This window comes from Roseibium sp. AWQ4_254, assembly GCF_056161025.1.
Window position 1 is genome coordinate 77465 of sequence record NZ_JBSWYH010000020.1, and the last position, 19830, is coordinate 97294.

The 19830-nt window shown below is 60.4% G+C and carries 14 protein-coding genes; 8 read left to right on the forward strand and 6 right to left on the reverse strand.

The genetic code is table 11. The features are described 5' to 3' along the window. Positions 1-570 (forward strand): Smr/MutS family protein, encoded by a 570-nt coding sequence (locus ACXAIC_RS16175; protein ID WP_475181893.1) that lies wholly within the window; start codon positions 1-3, stop codon positions 568-570. A 4-nt stretch (positions 571-574) separates the two neighbouring features. After that, positions 575-946, forward strand: a complete 372-nt coding sequence (locus tag ACXAIC_RS16180) for a helix-turn-helix domain-containing protein (protein WP_475181896.1) — start codon at positions 575-577, stop codon at positions 944-946. A 151-nt stretch (positions 947-1097) separates the two neighbouring features. Here ACXAIC_RS16180 and ACXAIC_RS16185 read toward each other — a convergent pair whose 3' ends face one another. From ACXAIC_RS16185 to ACXAIC_RS16195, 3 genes are read right to left on the reverse strand one after another with little or no spacing between them, the layout of a single operon-like run. Further along, on the reverse strand, positions 1098-1613 hold the full coding sequence (locus tag ACXAIC_RS16185; RefSeq protein ID WP_475181900.1) for a S26 family signal peptidase: 516 nt from the start codon (positions 1611-1613) through the stop codon (positions 1098-1100). Positions 1614-1662: 49 nt separating this feature from the next. After that, positions 1663-2601 (reverse strand): hypothetical protein, encoded by a 939-nt coding sequence (locus tag ACXAIC_RS16190; RefSeq protein ID WP_475181903.1) that lies wholly within the window; start codon positions 2599-2601, stop codon positions 1663-1665. A gap of 3 nt (positions 2602-2604) precedes the next feature. After that, the gene (locus tag ACXAIC_RS16195; RefSeq protein ID WP_475181907.1) at positions 2605-3780 is read right to left on the reverse strand and encodes an ATP-binding protein; all 1176 of its coding nucleotides are present in this window, start codon (positions 3778-3780) and stop codon (positions 2605-2607) included. A 220-nt stretch (positions 3781-4000) separates the two neighbouring features. On the opposite strand from ACXAIC_RS16195, the gene ACXAIC_RS16200 reads away from it, so the two are divergent. The 6 genes from ACXAIC_RS16200 to ACXAIC_RS16225 all read left to right on the forward strand — a co-directional run bounded on the left by ACXAIC_RS16200 (position 4001) and on the right by ACXAIC_RS16225 (position 16137). Continuing rightward, a complete protein-coding gene (locus ACXAIC_RS16200) occupies positions 4001-6835 on the forward strand; it encodes a [protein-PII] uridylyltransferase (RefSeq protein WP_475181914.1) in 2835 nt (944 codons plus the stop codon). A 74-nt stretch (positions 6836-6909) separates the two neighbouring features. Further along, a complete protein-coding gene (gene murJ / locus ACXAIC_RS16205) occupies positions 6910-8472 on the forward strand; it encodes a murein biosynthesis integral membrane protein MurJ (protein ID WP_475181918.1) in 1563 nt (520 codons plus the stop codon). Positions 8473-8592: 120 nt separating this feature from the next. After that, complete coding sequence (gene trpS, locus ACXAIC_RS16210; protein ID WP_475181921.1) at positions 8593-9672, forward strand: tryptophan--tRNA ligase; 1080 nt, start codon at positions 8593-8595, stop codon at positions 9670-9672. Positions 9673-9898: 226 nt separating this feature from the next. After that, the gene (locus ACXAIC_RS16215; RefSeq protein ID WP_475181924.1) at positions 9899-12277 is read left to right on the forward strand and encodes a hybrid sensor histidine kinase/response regulator; all 2379 of its coding nucleotides are present in this window, start codon (positions 9899-9901) and stop codon (positions 12275-12277) included. A 313-nt stretch (positions 12278-12590) separates the two neighbouring features. Beyond that, complete coding sequence (gene olsB, locus ACXAIC_RS16220) at positions 12591-13523, forward strand: l-ornithine N(alpha)-acyltransferase (RefSeq protein ID WP_475181928.1); 933 nt, start codon at positions 12591-12593, stop codon at positions 13521-13523. A gap of 331 nt (positions 13524-13854) precedes the next feature. After that, a complete protein-coding gene (locus ACXAIC_RS16225; RefSeq protein WP_475181932.1) occupies positions 13855-16137 on the forward strand; it encodes a transglycosylase domain-containing protein in 2283 nt (760 codons plus the stop codon). A 108-nt stretch (positions 16138-16245) separates the two neighbouring features. Here the strand turns inward: ACXAIC_RS16225 and ACXAIC_RS16230 are convergent, their stop codons facing one another. The 3 genes from ACXAIC_RS16230 to phaZ form a co-directional block, all read right to left on the reverse strand. Next, a complete protein-coding gene (locus ACXAIC_RS16230) occupies positions 16246-16983 on the reverse strand; it encodes a M48 family metallopeptidase (RefSeq protein WP_475181936.1) in 738 nt (245 codons plus the stop codon). Between the two features lie 244 nt (positions 16984-17227). Next, positions 17228-17653 carry a DUF2852 domain-containing protein gene (locus tag ACXAIC_RS16235; RefSeq protein WP_475181941.1) on the reverse strand — a complete coding sequence of 142 codons (426 nt, stop codon included), beginning with the start codon at positions 17651-17653 and terminating at the stop codon, positions 17228-17230. Between the two features lie 323 nt (positions 17654-17976). After that, positions 17977-19584, reverse strand: a complete 1608-nt coding sequence (gene phaZ, locus ACXAIC_RS16240; RefSeq protein WP_475182039.1) for a polyhydroxyalkanoate depolymerase — start codon at positions 19582-19584, stop codon at positions 17977-17979. Between the last annotated feature and the right edge of the window lie 246 nt (positions 19585-19830).

A 19830-nucleotide genomic window follows, 5' to 3' on the forward strand; every position in this document is an offset into this window, starting at 1 on the left:
ATGAGCAAGCGGGGCAAAAAGGGCAGCCTGTCTCCGGAAGACAGGGACCTGTGGGGCAAGGTCACCAAGACCCTGACCCCTCTTCATCCTGAGCGGGCCAAGCGCCTGGATGAGGAGCTGGCCCGGGCAACAGAGGCGTTGCCGCCCAAAACAGCCAAGACCCCGAAAACGGAAACAGCCATTCAGGCTCCCAAGCCGAAACAGCAACCGCCCGCCTTGCCGCCCCTGCACCAGCTGGAAACCCGGTACCGCCGCAAGATCGTGCGCGGCGTCCAGGCCATTGACGCCCGCATTGACCTGCACGGCCTGACCCAGCATCAGGCCCATGACCGGCTGCGCGGCTTTGTTTATCAGGCCCAGGCCCGCGGCCATAAGGTGGTGCTGGTGATAACGGGCAAAGGGGCTGGCCCGGGCAACGCCTATATGGACGAACGCGGCGTTTTGCGCAGAATGGTGCCCCAGTGGCTGGCCATGCCGGACCTGCGGCCCGTGGTGCTTGGCTATGAGCAAGCGCATCAGAGCCATGGCGGGGCGGGGGCACTCTACGTCCGGATACGCAAAAGAAGGTAAGACCGTGACACCTCTTGGGGCAAAAATAAGGGAGTTGCGCGCAAAGCGCGGCGTGTCGCTGAAGGAAATGGCCACGGCCCTGTCGGTTTCCAGCGCCTATCTGTCCGCGCTGGAACATGGCAAACGGGGCAAGCCAACCTGGTTTCTTGTCCAGCGCATCATCACCTATTTCAACGTGATCTGGGACGAAGCGGAGGAAATCCAGCGTCTGGCGGAACTGTCCGACCCCAGAATCACCATCGACACGGCCGGGATGCACCCCAGGGCGACGGAACTGGCCAATCAGCTTTCGCTGAAGATCGGCGGCCTGTCGGAAGACTCCCTCACCGGCCTGCTGCACCAGCTCAGGGTCGCTGCCGCCAAGGATGATATCTAGGGGGTGTCGCGTTCAAATGCTTCCAAACCGCTTTGTCTTTTGCGTTGAAATCTCGGATTTCAGGCAGCGAAAGGCAAATCCGGTTCATCGCAACACGCTGTAGATGTGAGCGTTCATCCGGATGCCTGAACACCTTTCAAGGTAAAAGACGTCAGCAGCCGGGACGGCCTGCTCCCAAACGGTGTCCGATCTGCGAAAAATCCCTTGAAAACAGAACATATGTGATCTGATTTTCAATATGTGCCCGTGGCACCAGATAAAAGGCCCAGGCGTTTTTGCCCTCTTTCCGGCCGAATTCGGAATTGACGACCAGATAATGTCTTTTGGGAACCGTCAAGGAAGACCGGTTGCCGAACTGCGGGCGTGCCGCCTCAACCCAGCCGCTATCCGCCGCAAACGGTTTGCCGTCGATCATGTATCCGCTGGCGGTCAGGGAAAAGACCTGCCCCTCACTTGCCGTGACCCGGCGGATGTAGCGTGTCTCTTTCGCACCGGCTGTGAAAGTGACCACATCTGCGGGACAGATGGTTCCGGCCTTTTGACGCGCGTAAATTGTTCTGGTTTCCAGCCCCTTGACCGTGTGGTTGAAGTCCGTGGTCAATGGCTTGAACTGATACTGAAGCGCGGCGCACAAGACGATAAATCCCAGCCACGGGGACACGCCCATGACTGTCTGCCGGTCTATGTCCGGCCAATGTGTGGGAAGCAAGTTCAATTCAATACCTTTCGAGTTTTACGCTCTGTTTGGTTTTGTACAAAAACCCAAGATAACCCGGAAGCTGAACCAAAATAAATATGAATACAAATACGTAATACATATCAAATCTTAAAATTACATCACTTCCGATCAGTATAGCTATAGCACCTTCCAGAAAATCTGTAGCATAACTTGCATAAATTGTGGCAAATATCAGAGCCGCGACACCTCCGAGCACACCCAGATAGCTGTTCACCAAACAAAAAAACGACATCAGCGCGTTGAAAATATAGAAAACCGGATAGTAATAGAGATAGCTTGCAACAATGAGGACTCGCATGTGCCGGTCGCCCGGCTTCAGACGCAGAGCTATCCTTGCGTATTTCCGGGCGGTTGCCAGTTTGCCCAGCAGCATGCTGTTCATGGCAAGCGACTTGTTAAGCTCAAGATCTTCCGGGAAATACGGATGGGCGGCTTCCATCAATGGCTGTGCCCGGTACATGCTTCCTGTTTTGTGATACAACATTCCGTGTTCACGCTTGTCGTTCATATCCAGAGCGTCTGCATCAAACCCATCCAGATATTTGTTCAGCTTGTCTGTCCTACCCGCTAGCGCATCGAGCCCAACCTCCATGGAGTCGATGTAGTCATGGCAATCCGGAAAGTCGATCTTGAACTTTTCAACTGCTCTGCGGACAGCTTTCTTCCACCTGAGATGAAAGAGAGCGTCAATTTCCAGAAACCGCAATTCAATACTCTCCGGAAATTCAGGCAGTGCATTGCGGCAGATGCGAAGGGCTGCTTCATACTCTTCCGCCTCACACTCGATCTCAACCCGCAAGCACCAGCTTTCAAGATCGTAGGGTTCTGTTTCGAGCGCCTTGTTAACGAGCTTGCGCGCGCCTTCAAAGTTCTCTGCCTTCAGCAGAGCCCGCGCGGTGTTAAGGGAACGGGTCACGGCTTACCTCGCATATTTCTTCAAGAACGCGGTCAGATCGTCATACATGCCTCCGGCATTGGCATATTCGGCGAAATTGCGCGCCTGTCCGAGCCATTCCCCGACAGAGGACCTGACCTCAAGCAGCGCCTCCTGAAAGTGACCGTTTGACAGCGGAGACAGCGCACTGACGGAGGGGCTTTCTTCAATGGCAATATCGACGGCGGTCTCAACCAGCGCCGAAAGATCCGCTCCGGAAAACCCGGTGCAGGCCTCCACAACAGTCTCAAGATCCAGATCGTGGGCCACAGGGCGGTCCTGCAACAGCCCGCTCAGGATGAACTTGCGGGCGATCCGGTCCGGCGGCGGCACAAACAGGGTCCGGTCAAACCGGCCCGGGCGCCGGAACGCGGAATCAATCGACCACGGAACATTGGTTGCCCCCAGAAACAGGACCCCCTCATTGTCATTGAAGCCGTCCATCTCCGTCAGCAGCGCAGACACGGTCGTGTTGACCCGGGCGCTGCTCTCGAACTGGCGTTTTTGCGCCAGCGCCTCCACCTCGTCAAAAAACAGGACAACCGGCCGGGCGGCCCGTGCCTCCTGAAAAATCTCCGCAATCCGCTTTTCGGCATTGCCCACATACTGGTCGAGAATATCGGCAGCGCGCACATTCATAAATGTCGCCTTGCACTCAGTGGCCAATGCCCGCGCCAGCATGGTCTTGCCGCATCCGGGCGGGCCATACATCAGGACCCCGCCGCCCGCCTTGCGTTTGAACCTTTCAAACAAGGCTCTCTTGTTTTGAAACGGGTTGATGATCTTCCGGCGGATCTGCTTCTTGACGTGTTCCAGACCGCCAACGTCCTCAAAACTGATCTGCCCGGCCACCTCCGGCACAGGCAGGCTGGCTGAGGCCAGAGCGACAACATTTTGCGGCAGCCCGGGTTGCGGAGCCACTTGCCATTTGCCGGCAAGATCAAGCGCATCCGCCTTGCGCAGCAAGGTGGCCGCCCTGGCCTTCAGCTCCGCATTGGCGATCTGGTCCGGATCGATCTGCGCCAGCCCGTCGATGATGACGCTGCTGTCCGGCGCTTGCTCCAGAAGCACCAGAACGGCGCGTAAGACGCCGTCATTTTCCGGGCTCTGTGTCATCACATTAATAAGAGCCTGGATTTCACCGGAAATGTCAGCCTGCACGAGATCCCCCACCTGAAAATGTGCGCGAAAGTTGTTTCACTTCCAGCCTGCGTTGTTATTTTAAAATGATTTAATAAATGAAAGGCTTCAACTTAAAAGCGATCAATCCAGGAGTTTTTGTGCAGACGGCGGCGGGATGGTTCATATTTACCTGTCCTTATGCGCCTTCAGCTATATAACCGCCTTGACACTTGCCCGTTGAACGGACCCCCTGACACGCATGAAACCCAGCCAAGATGAATTGACCGGCCTGATCGATGCGGACGCTCTGCGCGCCCGGCTGACGGACATGACCCGCGAGACCGACGGCGACGGCTCTGGCCTTGAGATCAGATCCGCTGTCCTGACCAGCTTGAAAGCGCAGGTGAAAACGGCCCGGGATGCCGCCGAGGCCCGGTTGAATGGGGATGGCGGTGGTCTTTTATGCGCCCGCAGACTGTCTTTCATCCAGGACGAACTGATCCGGGTGATCTATGATTTTGCAGTCAATCACGTCTACCGGGTCACCAATCCGTCCGCCGCAGAGCGCATGTCGGTGGCTGCGGTCGGTGGCTATGGGCGCGGCACCCTTGCCCCCGGATCGGATATCGATCTTCTGTTCATCCTGCCCTACAAGCAAACCCCCTGGGGGGAGCAGGTGGTGGAATATATCCTCTACATGCTTTGGGATCTGGGCTTCAAGGTCGGTCATGCCACCCGCAATATCGACGAATGCGTGCGCCTCGCCCGCTCTGACATGACCATCCGCACTGCCGTTCTGGAGGCGCGCCACATCTGGGGGGACGCGCCCCTTTTTGAAGAACTGCTCGGCCGGTTCGGCCAGGAAGTGGTCAACGGCACCAGTTCCGAATTCATCGCCGCCAAGCTGCAGGAGCGGGACGACCGTCACCGGCGCCAGGGCACCTCGCGCTATCTGGTGGAACCCAATATCAAGGAAGGCAAAGGGGGCCTGCGCGACCTCAACACCCTGTTCTGGATCGCCAAATACCACTACCGGGTCGACAGGCAGTCGGATCTGGTCAAAAAAGGGGTGCTGACCCGAGCCGAATACAGCCGCTTTCTGAAGTCGGAGGACTTTCTGTGGGCCGTGCGCTGCCACCTGCATTTTCTCACCGGCCGCCCGGAAGAACGGCTGGCGTTTGAATTTCAGCGCGAGATCGCAATCCGCCTCGGCTACACCCAGCATCCGGGCATGCGCGACGTCGAGCGCTTCATGAAACACTACTTCCTGGTTGCCAAGGATGTGGGAGACCTGACCCGTATCATCTGCGCAGCGCTGGAGGAAGAGCATGTCAAGGAGCCGCGCGGCAAGGGCCTGACCGGCATGATGCGGCGCCTGCGCACCGGCCGCATGAGCGACACGGCCAAACCCGTTCGGGGCGCCCCTGGTTTCGTGGTTGAGAACAACCGGCTCAATTGCACGAACGACACCCTGTTCGAGACCAGTCCGCTCAATCTTTTGAAAGTGTTCCAGCTGTCGGACAAGCATGACTACAACATGCATCCCCGGCTGACGCGGCTGATCCGGCATTCGCTGAAATTTGTTGACAATGACCTGCGCACCAATCCGGAAGCCAACCGGCTGTTCCTGTCGATCCTGACCTCGCGCAACGCACCGGAAAAGACCTTGCGCAAGATGAACGAAACCGGCGTGCTCGGCCGGTTCGTGCCGGAATTCGGCAAGGTCGTGGCGATGATGCAGTTCAACATGTATCACCACTATACGGTGGATGAGCACCTGATCCGCTCCGTTGGCGTTCTGGCGGAGATCGAGCGCGGTGAGTCCGGCGAGGACCACCCGCTGTCCACCGACCTGATCCTGACCCTCCAAAATCGCAAACTGCTTTATGTGGCCATGTTCCTGCATGACATTGCCAAGGGGCGGCCGGAAGACCATTCCGTTGCCGGGGAAAAAGTGGCCCGCAAAATCTGCCCCCGGTTCGGCCTGAACGAAGCGGAAACAGAGACTGTAGCCTGGCTGATCCGCCACCATCTGGACATGAGCACGATTGCCCAGTCGCGGGATCTGAGCGACCGCAAGACGATCACCGATTTCGCCCAAACGGTGCAGTCCCTGGAGCGGCTGAAGCAGTTGCTGATCCTGACCGTGGCGGATATCCGGGCTGTCGGGCCCGGTGTTTTCAACGGCTGGAAGGGTCAGTTGCTGCGCACCCTTTATTACGCTACCGAACCGCACCTGTCCGGCGGCCATACCAAGATGTCGCACAAACAAACGATTGCAGCGGCAAAGGAAGATCTGGCTGGCAATCTCGGCCACTGGAGCATTGAGGACAGAGCCGGATATATGGACCGGCATTATCCGGCCTATTGGCTGCGCACCGAACCGGAGCGGCTGCTGACCCATGCGGAGCTGCTGCACACCGCCGCGCAGGCGGGCAAACAGCTGGCCTTCAAAGTCATTCCGCGCGCCTTTGAAGGGGTGACGGAACTGAACATCATGGCACCGGATCACCCGCGCCTTTTGTCCATTATTGCCGGGGCCTGTTTTTCCACCGGGGCCAATATTGTGGACGCCCAGATCGACACGACCACAGATGGTTTTGCCATCGACACGATCTTTATCGGCCGCGAATTGCCCGACGATGACGACGAACGGCGGCGGGGTGAGCGCATCACCCATTTGATCCGCTCCACCTTGCGCGGCGAAGAACGCCTGCCCGAACCCGTTGCCAAGAAAAGCGCCATGAAGGGCCGGGTGAAAGCCTTCAAGGTCGCGACCGAAATCCTGGTCAACAATACCCTGTCAGACGACTACACGGTTCTGGAGATTTCCGGACTGGACCGGCCCGGCCTGCTCTATGACCTGACCCGATCGATTGCAACGCTTAACCTGAATATCGGCTCCGCCCATATCTCCACCTTCGGGGAAAAGGTGGTCGATGTCTTTTATGTCACCGATCTGACGGGGCAGAAAATCGCCAATATCGGCCGCCAGGACATTATCCGCGAGCGGCTGGCAAGGGCCGTGGAGGGCAAGGTAGAGCTCGACCCGGCCGCGCCGGTGGCCCGCAAAGCGCAGCGGCAGGCCTCCTGAATGGCGTCCCCGTCCACTGAAGCGCCCGCGCCCGCCGCTGATGTCTGCTCCATCCCGGCCGGGATGCCCAGGCCATGAGCCTTGTGCGCAACTTCACCACGGTTGGCGGCGCAACCATGCTCAGCCGCCTTTTGGGATTTGTGCGCGACGTGCTTCTGGCTGCCGCCGTCGGCACGGGCCCGGTGGCCGACGCCTTTGCCGTGGCCTTCCGCCTGCCCAACCTGTTCCGGCGGCTGTTTGCCGAAGGGGCGTTCAATTCCGCCTTCGTGCCGCTGTTCGCCCGGGCGGTGGAAGAAGACGGCGAGGAGGGTGCCCGCCGCTTTGCCGGGGAAATCGGTGCGGCTCTACTGTTCTGCCTGCTGGCCCTGACCGCCGCCGCCCAGATTTTCATGCCGCTTATTGTCTGGGGTCTGGCCCCCGGCTTTCAGGCCGATCCGGACAAGTTCGACCTTACGGTTCTGATGGCGCGGATTACTTTCCCCTATCTGGTGTTCATGTCCCTGCTGGCCTTTGCCGCCGGCATCCTGAACACCTATCAAAGGTTTGCGGCCGCCGCCTTTGCCCCGGTCATGCTGAATGTGGTTATGAGCATCGTTCTGGGCGGCGTGCTTGTGGCCGGGATCCGGGACAATCAGACACTCGGGATTGTCCTCAGTGCCGGGGTCGCCGTCAGCGGCATTGTCCAGCTTGTGGTGGTGGTGGCCGATCTGCGACGGCTCGGCTTCAGCCTGCCCATCTACCGGCCCCGCTACACCGCTTCGGCAAAGCGGCTGCTTGTGCTCGGCATCCCGGGCGTCATTGCGGGCGGCGTCACCCAGTTGAATATCGCCGTTGGCACCATCATCGCCTCCCTTCAGGACGGCGCCAATGCCATGCTTTATTTTGCCGACCGGCTCTACCAGCTGCCGCTTGGGGTCATCGGTATTGCCATTGGTGTCGTGCTTCTGCCCAGCCTGACCCGGCAATTGCGTTCCGGCGAAACACAGGCCTATCAAAGCAGCCTCAACCGGGCGCTGGAGATCTCGCTGGTCCTGACCCTGCCCTCCACCGCCGCCCTGGCCGTGGTCCCGGACGAGATTGTCTCCGTCCTGTTCCAGCGGCAGCGCTTTGATGCGGCCGCTGTCGAAGGCACGGCAGCAGCGCTGATGGCCTTTTCCTTCGGCCTTCCCGCCTTTGTGCTCAACAAAGTGTTCTCGCCAGGCTATTTCGCCCGGGAAGATACCAAGACCCCGATGCAATTTGCAGCCGTCGGCATGGTGGTGAATGTGGTACTGTCTGTCGCCCTGTTTCCGGTTCTCGCCCATGTGGGCATTGCCCTGGCAACCACGATCGCCGGATGGGTCAATACGGGCCTGCTGGTTGCCGTCCTGTGGCGGCGGGGCCATTTCGTGCCGGATCTGGAGCTTTTGCGCCGGTTGTCGCTGGTGCTTCTGGCCAGCCTTATCATGGGGGTGGTGATTCATTTCGCCGCTTCAGCCCTGGCGCCGCTTCTGGCCAGCCACTGGCTGCTGGTACGGATTTCCGGTCTTCTGGCGCTTGTCCTGACCGGGATCGTCTCCTTTGCAGTCTGCGCCCAGGTCAGCGGCGGGGCCGATCTGCTCGCCATGGTGAAGGCGTTGACCCGGCGCAACAACTAAGGCCGAAATGCCACACATCCCGCATTCTTGCTTGCATCCCGAGCGCCCGGAGCTTAAACCCGGCGCGCCCAAAGTTTCACAGCGCCCTTCCAACCGGCCGCATCAATAAAGGGATCGAAAATGACGGCGTTCCAGCCCCGTGTCTTTTCCGGCGTTCAGCCGACCGGCAACCTTCATCTTGGCAACTATCTGGGGGCCGTGTCCCGCTGGGTCCCGCTTCAGGACCAGATGCCGACCATTTTCTGCGTCGTGGACAGCCACGCGATCACGGCCGGTTTTCCCGACCCGCAGGAGCTGACCAACGCGACCCGGGAAGTGACCGCCGCCTATATGGCCGCCGGCATTGATCCGAAGAAGTCAATCATATTCAACCAGTCCCAGGTTCGCGAACATGCGGAACTGGCCTGGATCTTCAACTGCGTGGCGCGGATGGGCTGGCTCAGCCGCATGACCCAGTTCAAGGAAAAGGCCGGCAAGAACCGTGAAAACGCCTCTGTCGGCCTGTTTGCCTATCCGAACCTGATGGCCGCCGACATTCTGGCCTATCGCGCAACCCATGTGCCTGTGGGGGACGACCAGAAGCAGCATCTGGAACTGACGCGCGACATTGCGGCCAAGTTCAACAATGATTTTGGCGGCCGGATCAAGGAACTGGGTGTCGGTGTGCCCAATCCGGATCCGTCGCCGGAACTGCCCGAAGAGCTGTATTTTCCGATGACCGAACCGATGATCGCCGGACCGGCCACCCGGATCATGTCGCTGCGCGACGGCACCAAGAAGATGTCGAAATCCGATCCTTCCGACCTGTCCCGCATCAACCTGACCGACGATGCAGACGCGATTGCCAAGAAGGTCCGCAAGGCCAAGACCGATCCGGACGCACTGCCCTCCGAGGTGGACGGTCTGGACGGGCGCCCGGAAGCAGACAATCTGGTCGGCATCTACGCGGCGCTGAGTGGCGCCACCAAGGAAGCCGTGCTCAAGGAGTTCGGCGGACAGCAGTTCTCCGGGTTCAAACCGGCCCTGGCCGAGCTGGCCGTCGCCAAACTGTCACCGATGACAGACGAGATGCGCCGGTTGATGGAAGACCAGACCCAGATTGATGCGGTGCTGAAGGAAGGCGCTGAAAAAGCGTCCTCCATTGCCGAACCGGTCTTGAAAGATGTGCGCCGGATCATCGGCTTTCTGGACGTGCGCTGACCGGCCGGGTGCGTTCTCATCCCCGGACCTGCAGCGCTCCCGGTCTCCTGACATCTGACCCCGGTCAAACCCGCCCCGGCGCTGCGCCGGGGCGGGTTTGTCCGTGCCGCGGGTCAACACCTTTTGGCCTTGCGTCCCTGTCCGGGACACATCGCTTTTTTGTGTGAAACGGTTTCTAAAAGTTTAAGCGGCACTCTCACGCCAAACAGGTGATTAGAGAGCAGTCATGTCCAATCAAAGCGGAGAGCAAGCCTACGGCCCTGATCCCGAAGGGGACGAACGCGAAACCGGTTGGCGGCAGGAGCGGCTGGAAACAGCCCCGGTCGACGCCCGGATTTCTGACGCGGACGCCGCATTTCTTGCAGATCGCGGCCGCAGGGTCACGGACCGGCCCGTTTCCAAGGCCGCCAAGCGTCTTCAGCATGTGGCCACCGCCGGGCTGTTGATTGCGCTTGCCGCTGCCCTGTTTCTGGTGGCCTTGGACGGCCTCAACCGCTTTCTTGGCCTCGGTCTTGTGTTTTTTGCCGGCGGGCTTGCCGTCTGGCGGCTGATGGCGGATGAAATGCAGCAGGCGCAGGAAGCCCTTCTGGTCAAGGACCGGAAAATCCGCCGCCTGACCAGCCGTTGCGAGGAGCTGGAAGACCGGGCCTGGGAGCTTGGCGAATCCGACGAACGGCATGCCAGCATTCTGGCGACCCTTGGCGATGTTGTGGTGCGCAGAGACACGGATGGCCTGATCACCTATGTTAATTCTGCCGCCGAAAACATCTTCGGTCAGACCCATGACCTTACCCCGGGCAGACCCTTGCATCTGCCGCTGGTCGCCGGGGATTTGCCTCAGGATCAGGGCAACACGCCGCATCCCGCCAGCCCTTCGGCCAGAGGGTTTCAGGACCTTCACATTCAAACGGCGGCCGGGCCGCGGTGGTTTTCCCGCATTGACGTGCCCGTGCGCGACACCGGGTCGGACCGGCAACTGGTCCAGACGGTACTGCGGGACGTGACCGACCGGCGGCTGATCGAAGAAGAGCTTCTGGCTGCCCGGCATTCGGCCGAAACCTCGAATGAAGCCAAATCCCGCTTTCTGGCCACGGTCAGCCATGAGATCCGCACCCCCCTGAACGGCATTCTGGGCATGGCCTCTCTGCTGAAGGACACTCGCGTGACCAAGGAGCAGGGCGCCTATATCGATGCGCTGGAAACCTCCGGAGAGACCCTGCTTCTCCTGATTGACGAGGTGCTCGACTTTTCCAAGGTGGAGGCGGGCAAGCTGGACATTCAGCTGGCGCTGGTGAAAGCCGGGGCGCTGGCAGAACATGTCGTGGAGCTGCTGGCCCCGAAAGCCCATGCCAAGGGCTTGGAAATTGGCATGATGCTGGACCCGTGCCTGCCCGAAGAGCTGACCCTGGATGCAACCCGGGTTCGTCAGATCCTGTTCAACCTGATCGGCAATGGGATCAAATTTACAGATGAGGGCGGCGTGGCAGTTGAACTGACCGGCCAGCCCAATCCGGAGGGCGGCAGTTTTCTGGCCATTGATGTGCGTGATACCGGCATCGGTTTTGACGAGGCCGAGGCGGAACGGCTGTTCAAGGAATTCGAACAGGTGGATCACGGCCCGGCGCGCAAATTCGGCGGCACCGGACTGGGGCTGGCCATTGCCCAGCGTCTGGTCCGGCTGATGGGCGGCCAGATCACCGCCCGGCCCGGCGCAGAGGGCGGCGGTCATTTCCGGGTCACCCTGCCTATTCCCGAAGTCCTGAACGAAAGCGAAGATCCGCGTCTGGCGGCTCTGGCGGGCCGCAGCATCGTCTTTGTCACCAACAGCCGGATTGAATGCCCGCTGCTGGCCAGGCGTCTGGAGCGCCACCGGGCGGATGTTTCCATTCAAGTGCCCGGCAGCCCGACCCTGGAAAAGGCGCTTGCGGGCGCAGATCTTCTGGTGGTCGACAATGCGGCCCTGTCGGACAGCGGCGGCTGGCTGGCCTCCGCCCGGCTGGCCGGGTGCCCGGTTCCCGCCATAGTGCTGATTTCACCCGGCGAACGGGACCGGCTCGCGGATCTGCGCTCGGCCGGCTATGCCGCCTATCTGATCCGCCCAGTGCGGATCGAGACCCTGGTTCAGGTGTTTTCCGGCCTCTTGAGTGGCTCCGCCCAAGACCATGCCTGGGAGGCCGGAGCCGATCCTGTCAGCACGGAAGCGTCCGCGCGCCGCCCTGCGGCGCCCGCCCGGCCTCTGCGCCTGCTTGTGGCTGAAGACAACGATATCAACCGGCTGCTCAGCGAAGCCATGCTGCGCAAGCTCGGCCATGTACCGGTGATGGTGGTCGATGGGGAGGCAGCGGTCGCAGAGGCGTCCTCCGGCGGCTTTGATGCCATCTTGATGGACCTGCACATGCCCGGTCTCGACGGGTTTGAAGCGATCCGCAAGATCCGCGAAGAAGAGATGGCCCATGGGCGTCCTCCCGTACCGGTGCTGATCGTCACTGCCGATGTGATGCAGGATGCCCGCGACAAGGCCGTAGAGATGGGGGCTGCCGGATATCTGACCAAGCCCCTGTCCGCGGACGCCATTTCAGCGGCCCTCGACAGCATCGCCCGCTAAAGGATCTTGCTTTTGAACCTGAGGGCCACCACGGCCGGAGCAGATCCGGGTCTGGGGCCGGGGTTTGGTCTGACTGCGGCAATGTTCCAGTTTTCACTTATCCAATGCTCATATACACTTCCGCGATGGGATATCCGGAAATCAACCCGGCTGTCATCCAGCTGTAGGAAAGATGTGTTCTAGGACGCGTTTAAAGCATGTGGGCCCGCGCCGGAGATCCTGTACCGGCGAACGTAAAAAGACACGTGAAACAGCTTGCAAGCTGTGAAACGGACCACGTGCCGCTGAAGGAATGCAAGAGGGTAGACTGTCCATGATGCGTGAAGGACTTTTTTCTCCGAAGAAACTGGTGCGCAAATTTTCGCCAGCTCTGCGCGCTGACGCTGCGGCCTCAACGCATATACGCCCGGGAGCGCCAGTCCACACACCGGGCGAGACGCTCGGCCGCATCGGCTCGCTGGAAGTGCGTCTGGCGCGCAATTTCAAGGAAGTGAAAAAGGCGCAACGGCTGCGCTATAAGGTCTTTTATGAAGAAATGTCCGCCATTGCCGATGCCCATACCCAGGCAACCCGGCGCGATGCGGACCCGTTTGACACCTATTGCGACCATCTTCTCGTGGTGGATCACGCATCCCTGAAACGCAACAAACTGGGCCGGTTGAAACCGCAGATCGTCGGCACCTACCGGGTGCTGCTCCAGGAGATTGCCGATCGCCATGGCGGCTTCTACACCTCTGCCGAATATGATATCCAGCGCCTGATCGATGCCAATCCGGGCAAGCGGTTCATGGAACTGGGCCGGTCCTGCGTGCTCAAGCCCTACCGCAACAAAAAAACGGTTGAACTGCTGTGGCACGGCATCTGGTCCTATGTGCTGCGGCACAAGATCGACGTCATGCTTGGCTGTGCTTCCATTGAAGGCACCCAGCCCGATGCACTGGCAGAGCAGCTCTCCTTCCTGCATCACGCCTCACGCGCGCCAGAAGAATGGCGTGCACGGGCCGTTCAGGACCGCTATGTGGAAATGAACCGCCTTGCCTCTGAAGACATCAACCAGAAAGCCGCCCTGCGCGCTCTGCCGCCACTGGTCAAGGGCTACCTGCGGCTCGGGGCCTTTATCGGCGACGGCGCGGTGATCGACCACCAGTTCGGAACCACCGACATTCTCATCATCATGCCGGTCAGCGAACTCAACACCCGCTACGTGAATTACTACGGCGCCGACGCAAGCCGTTACGCAAGCTGATGCCGGTGTGGTGGACTTGAAATACGCCTGATTTTTGCAACGCGCGCCGTCGCGTATTTCAGTTCCGAAAACCTCATTAGAAACATAGGTTTGCTGGTCACCTTCTTTACTCTGAAGTTCGTTCGGAGCGTGCCGGGAAATGAGACGAGCTTCAGATTCAGGTGGCTCGTAAAAACTGCCATCAGCAAAGCAACGGACCTGCCCGCCGGAATCTGGCACTATGGAATTGCACGGGAAGGGCGAAGCCTTAACGCCCCCTTAAATTGCCGCATTCTATCTTCATCACCGGGGACCGGTTTTCAACCGGACATGATGACGGGACGAATGAGCGATGGCGCCTCGGGCGAAACGCCAGGCACGGATTGAGCCGACCTTCGGGGAAACGGACAGCACTCTGCTTGACCTGCGCCTTGGGCCGCAGGACCGCCCAACTGCACCCGCCTCCAAATCCGGTGCCAAACCCAAACGCAAGACTGCCGGCGCCCGCACCCGCAAGAAAGCACCAGCCAAAAAGACGGGAAAACCCTCCAAACCGAAAGCCGCAACCGGCAGATCCCGGGGCACAAAACCCCGGCAGAGCAAAGGCCGGGGCAGTCGGTCCGGAGCAAAGCGGCGCAGCAGTGTGCGCGGCTTCCGTTTGCGCATTCCCCCGGTGGTCGGCAGGCTGTTCAAGCGCAGTCTTTACTGGAGCGCGGTTCTTGGCATCTGGGGCGTGATCGCCGTGGTCTGCGTAGTCGGCTACTATGCCGCCTATCTGCCGCCGACCTCCGAGTGGCAAGTGCCGGCCCGGCCCCCCAATGTGAAAATTGTGGCTGGAAACGGAGATCTGATTGCCAACCGCGGCGACACGGGCGGCGAGGCGGTACGGCTGGAACAGCTGCCCCCCTATCTGCCCAATGCGGTCATTGCCATTGAGGACCGCCGCTACCGCTCCCATTTCGGCGTCGACCCGGTGGGCCTGCTGCGGGCCGTCTACACCAACCTGACCGCCGGGCGTGTGTCCCAGGGCGGCTCGACCCTGACCCAGCAGCTGGCCAAGAATCTGTTTCTGGAACCGGACCGCACCGTGAAGCGCAAGATCCAGGAACTGGTGCTCGCCTTCTGGCTGGAAGCGGAATATTCCAAGGACGAGATCCTCGAAATGTATCTGAACCGGGTCTATCTCGGCTCCGGTGCCTATGGGGTGGATGCCGCCGCCCGGCGCTATTTCGGCAAGTCGGCGCGCCTGTTGACGATCGCGGAAGCTGCGACCATCGCCGGTCTGTTGAAAGCCCCCTCCCGCTATTCCCCTGCGCGCAATCCGGATCTGGCCGAGGACCGGGCGCAGCTCGTACTGGCTGCCATGCATGACGAGGGCTACATTACTGCAGATGAAGCCAAAAACGCCCTGGCCGCTCCGGCCAAGGTGGTCCGCCGCTACACGTCAGCAAGCGAGAACTACGTGGCCGACTACGTGATGGACGTGCTGCCGCATTTTGTCGGCTCAATCGAAAAGGACATTGTGGTCGACACGACCATCGTTCCGGCCATGCAGCAGTCCGCCGAAACAGCCCTGCGCGCTGCGCTTAAGGAAAACGGCAAGACCCTCAGGGTGTCTCAGGGTGCGATTGTCACGCTGGATACGGCCGGGGCGATCAAGGCCATGGTCGGCGGTGCCGACTATGCCAGAAGCCAGTACAACCGGGCGGCCTATGCCAAGCGCCAGCCTGGCTCAGCCTTCAAACCCTTTGTCTATCTGTCGGCTCTGGAAAACGGTATGACGCCGGACACCATCCGTCAGGATCAGCCGACCACCATCGGCAAATGGTCGCCGAAGAACTACACCAAGCAATATTACGGGCCGGTCTCCCTCACCCGGGCGCTCAGCCTGTCCCTGAACACCATTGCCGCGCAACTGGCCAACCAGGTCGGACCCGGAACCATCGCCAGCACAGCCAAGCGGCTTGGCATCACCTCGCCCCTGAAGGCGAACCTGTCGCTGGCCCTGGGCACATCGGAAGTCTCGCCGCTGGAAATCGCGTCGGCCTATGTGCCCTTTTCCAATGGCGGCTATGGGGTCCTGCCGCATATCATCCGCCGGATCCGTACCGTTGACGGCAAAACCCTTTATTCCAGATCCGGCGACGGCCGGGGCCGGGTGATCCAGCGCCAGCAAGTCGCAGACATGAACCGGATGATGGCCGAAACCCTGCTCACCGGTACGGGCCACAAGGCCCGTCTTGACAACGGGCGGCCAGCCGGCGGCAAGACCGGCACCACACAGGATTTCCGCGATGCCTGGTTCATCGGCTATACGGGCAATCTGACCACAGCGGTCTGGTTCGGCAATGACGACAATTCGCCGACCCGCAAGGCAACCGGCGGCAGCCTGCCAGCTGCCACCTGGAAAGCCGTGATGGATTCGGATCACAAAGGCCTGCCGGTGGCCGATCTACCCGGCGTTCCAAACCTTCCGGCCACGATTGCCGCGCCGCGCAAACCCCGGACCCAGCGGCCAGCCACTGTCAGTTCCGGCAGTGCGCCAATCCCACCCGCTCCAATTGGCGGCGAAGGCGGCGATGGCGAACGGCGCGGCCCGCTCAATCTCCTGCGCAATATTTTCGGCGGCGGGTAGCGCCCCCCTGTCGCGCGTTATAAAAGCCGGTGACCTGCGAACTCAGTAGGCCTGTGGATCCAAACTCACTTGACAAGGACCCATCCGACCGGGTTTTGGCATGTGGTATTAGCCGTAGCCGTGCAGGTGAAGACCGTTTTCCTTAAGCCAGACGCGGGCCCGCGGGGTTTGCGGCGCAAGATGTTCGCACAGGCGCCAGAACCGGCTTGAATGGTTCATTTCCTGCAAATGGGCAACCTCATGGGCGGCCACATAGTCCAGAATATCGGGCGGGGCCAGGATCAGGCGCCAGGAAAAGGATAGCCTGCCATTGGAGGCACAGGAGCCCCAGCGGCTTTTGGTGTCGCGGATGCTAATGGCGGCGATTTTCTTGCCCAGGACTCCGGCGTGATGATGGGCCCGCTCCGTCAAGTCCCGCCGCGCCTCTTCCTTCAGCCAGGATATCGCCTTGCGCGGAATATGATCGTCTGCGCCGGGCACCAGCAGGGCCGGCATTCCGTCTTCCGCCCGGCCCACCGTGACCAGCCCGCGCAGTGTGCCGGTTGGAACGATGACATGCTCTTGCCCGCGCAGAGGAACGATGTCCCCGGCGCGGAACGCCACATGGTCCGGCCGGTCCTGCAGCCGGTCGATCAGCCAGTCGATATGCTGGCGGGCAAACCGTTCGGCGCGGGAGAGATCGCCACCCTTGGGCACCGTTAGAACGGGGCCGGACCGGTCTGCCGGCAGACGGAGCAGATAGCGCTGTGCTCTGGGATTGGCCCGCAGACGGATGCGCACAGCCGCCGTCTCCGTTTCAATCTCGATATGGTCCGGCAGCTTGGAAGGCGTGCGGCGCAGGCGCATGGTCAGGGGTCCGGTCGAATCACTTGCAGGGAGTTTAAAGCAAATCGCGTTTCATGGGTTTTGCCTTTCGCTGCCTGACATCAGAAACGTTAACGCAAAAGACAAACCGGTTTCCCCTCAGGAACATGGCGCGCCCAGGGTCGGCAGCCCAAACACTATTTTTAAGGAATGAAAATGACGAAAGCGGCGCTTTGGGCGCCGCCTTCGGTCAGGCCGTCCGCAGACGGGTCCAGGACAATCCGTTTCAGGAGGCGGGCGCCTCGCCGCCGGTTGAACGGCCCCGTTTGGCCATGAAGCGGTCGAATTCTTCCTGGTCGCGGGCCCGGTGCAACTCCCGCAGAAATTCGTCGAAATCCGCCCGCATCGCGTCCAGCTTCGCGCGCTCTTCTTCCAGTCGTTTCAGCTCACGCTCACGGTAATCGTCGAATGCCACGTTTCCGGTCCGTGCATAGGCAGGTGTGTTTGACATCTGGTCGAAAGCTCCCTTCAGCGGGCTGCCCCGCCAGTGATCTCTTGCATCGCGGGCCATGGCCTCGAACCGGTCACCCCACAAGATATAGGCGAGCATGGCGAGGCCAAGCGGCCAGAACACCACGAACCCCAGCACCATCAGGCCGATGGTCGCAGGCGTCCAGGCAGGTTTGATCATGCAACTTTTGGTCGTCGTCATCGTCCTATCCATTAAAGACATCCACCCCAAAAAGGTGGGCATTGCCCGCCGCCGCTTCAAGGATTTGTGGTGCGTGTCACATCGGTAGACTAGACACGCGCCCCAGAAAGCGCATTGTCTAAAGGAATGACAACTCTTTGGCTTTGTTTACGGAATCCGCCGCTTCGGAAAGTAGAACCGGCGCAGGAATTCAACGAAAAGAAAATGAAGAAAAATTCATTTTCCTGCGCGGGACAGGGTCAAACCAGCTTTTGACCGTGCAACAACCCGGTTGCGGGCACCGTCCGGCATCGCCCCGGCCCCGGTGCCCGATCCATCTCTTGTCAACTGACAGCTTCCGAGAGTTCGCGGGCCTGCTCGATCCAGTTGTCCCGCGCAATGCGGCCCCGGAAGTCGAGTTTGCTGTCCAGCGCCTCGATTTGGTCGCCGGTGAGCCCGGCAATCTGCCAGTAATGGAAAATACCGGCCTCATTCAAAGCCGTTTCCAGCTTCGGCCCGACGCCGCTGATCGCTTTCAGGTCGTCCGCCGCCCCATCGGGCTTGGCCAGCAGAATGTCCGCCAGCGGCCCGGGTTTGCTGGCAGGTTTCCTGGCAGAGGCCGTTCCGGTCTTGGCCACCGGCTTGGCTGCGGTTTTGGATTTGGCGGCCGGTTTCGTCACCGCTTTAGCGGCGGATTTGACGGCTGCGACCACTTTTGCCTGGGTAGAGGTTTTCTTTGCTGCAGCAGGGCGCCGGGAGACACCCGGCCGGTGACTGCGGATGAAGTCCATCACACGCGGAGCAATTTCTGACCGCCAGCGGGAGCCGTTGAAAACGCCATAATGGCCCACATTGGGCTGCTCGTAATGCGCCTTCATGTCGTCCGGCAGGCTGGTGCACAGGTCATGGGCCGCCCGTGTCTGGCCCCGGCCGGTGATATCGTCCTTCTCGCCTTCCACCGTCAGCAGCGCCGTGCGTTTGATCTGAGTGCAATCGATCGGCGTGCCGTTATGCTCCATCTTGCCCTTGGGCAGGGAATGATCGATGAATACGGATTCAACAGTCTGCAGGTAGAATTCGGCCGTCAGGTCCATGACGGCCAGATATTCATCATAAAAATCCCGGTGTTTTTCCGCACTGTCTCCGTCTCCGGCGACCAGATGCTGGAAGAAATCCCGGTGCGCCGTGACATGGCGGTCCAGATTCATGCTCATGAAACCGGACAGCTGCAGAAAGCCCGGATAGACATCGCGCATGAACCCCGGATGCGGGAACGGCACTTTCATGATGACGTTGTTCTTGAACCAGTCGATCCCCTTGGAAACTGCCAGATCATTCACCGCTGTCGGAGCAACGCGCGTATCGATCGGACCGCCCATCAGCGTCATGGTCGCCGGAACATAAGGGTCTTCCCGGGCTTCCATCACCGCCGTTGCCGCAAGAACCGGAACCGACGGCTGGCACACGCCGAGCACATGGGAATCCGGCCCCAGGAAATGAAGCATGGAAATGATGTAGTCGATATAGTCGTCCAGATCGAACTTGCCGTCCTGGACCGGTACCATGCGCGCATCGATCCAGTCGGTGATGTAGACATCCGCGTTGGGCAGCAGCGCTTCCACCGTTCCGCGCAGCAAGGTCGCGTAGTGGCCGGACATCGGCGCGACAATCAACACCTTGGGATCGTTGCGGTGGGTTGCGGTGCCCCGCTCAAAACGGATCAGATCGCAAAAGGGCCGGCTCCAGACAATGTCTTCGCGCACGGGCACCCGCACACCGCCCACCGTGGTTTCGCGCAGGCCAAATTCGGGTTTTCCGTAGCGCCGGGTCGTGCGTTCCAGCACCTCGCAGCCAGCCGCCACCTGGCGGCCATAGCTGGTATGGGTCCAGGGATTGAGCGGATTTTGAAAGCAGAGCCGGGTCATGTCGGCGACCGCGCGCAGCGGTGCCATGGCAGCATGGTTCAGCTCGTACAGATGATAAAATGGCAAAGGCGCGTCTCCTTTGTTTGCGAAGCCGCGCGCCTCATTGATGAAATTGAACATCTTTTGTCGCGGCCCGCTTGTTATGGCACCATCTATTGCATTGCAGCACAATAGCTAGGCAGGCAGCCTGCGGCAATACTGCTATTTGCTACGCTGCAAGACCTGTAAATGGTCTGTGCTATTGGCAAACTTGCTTCGGCACCGAAACGCTTT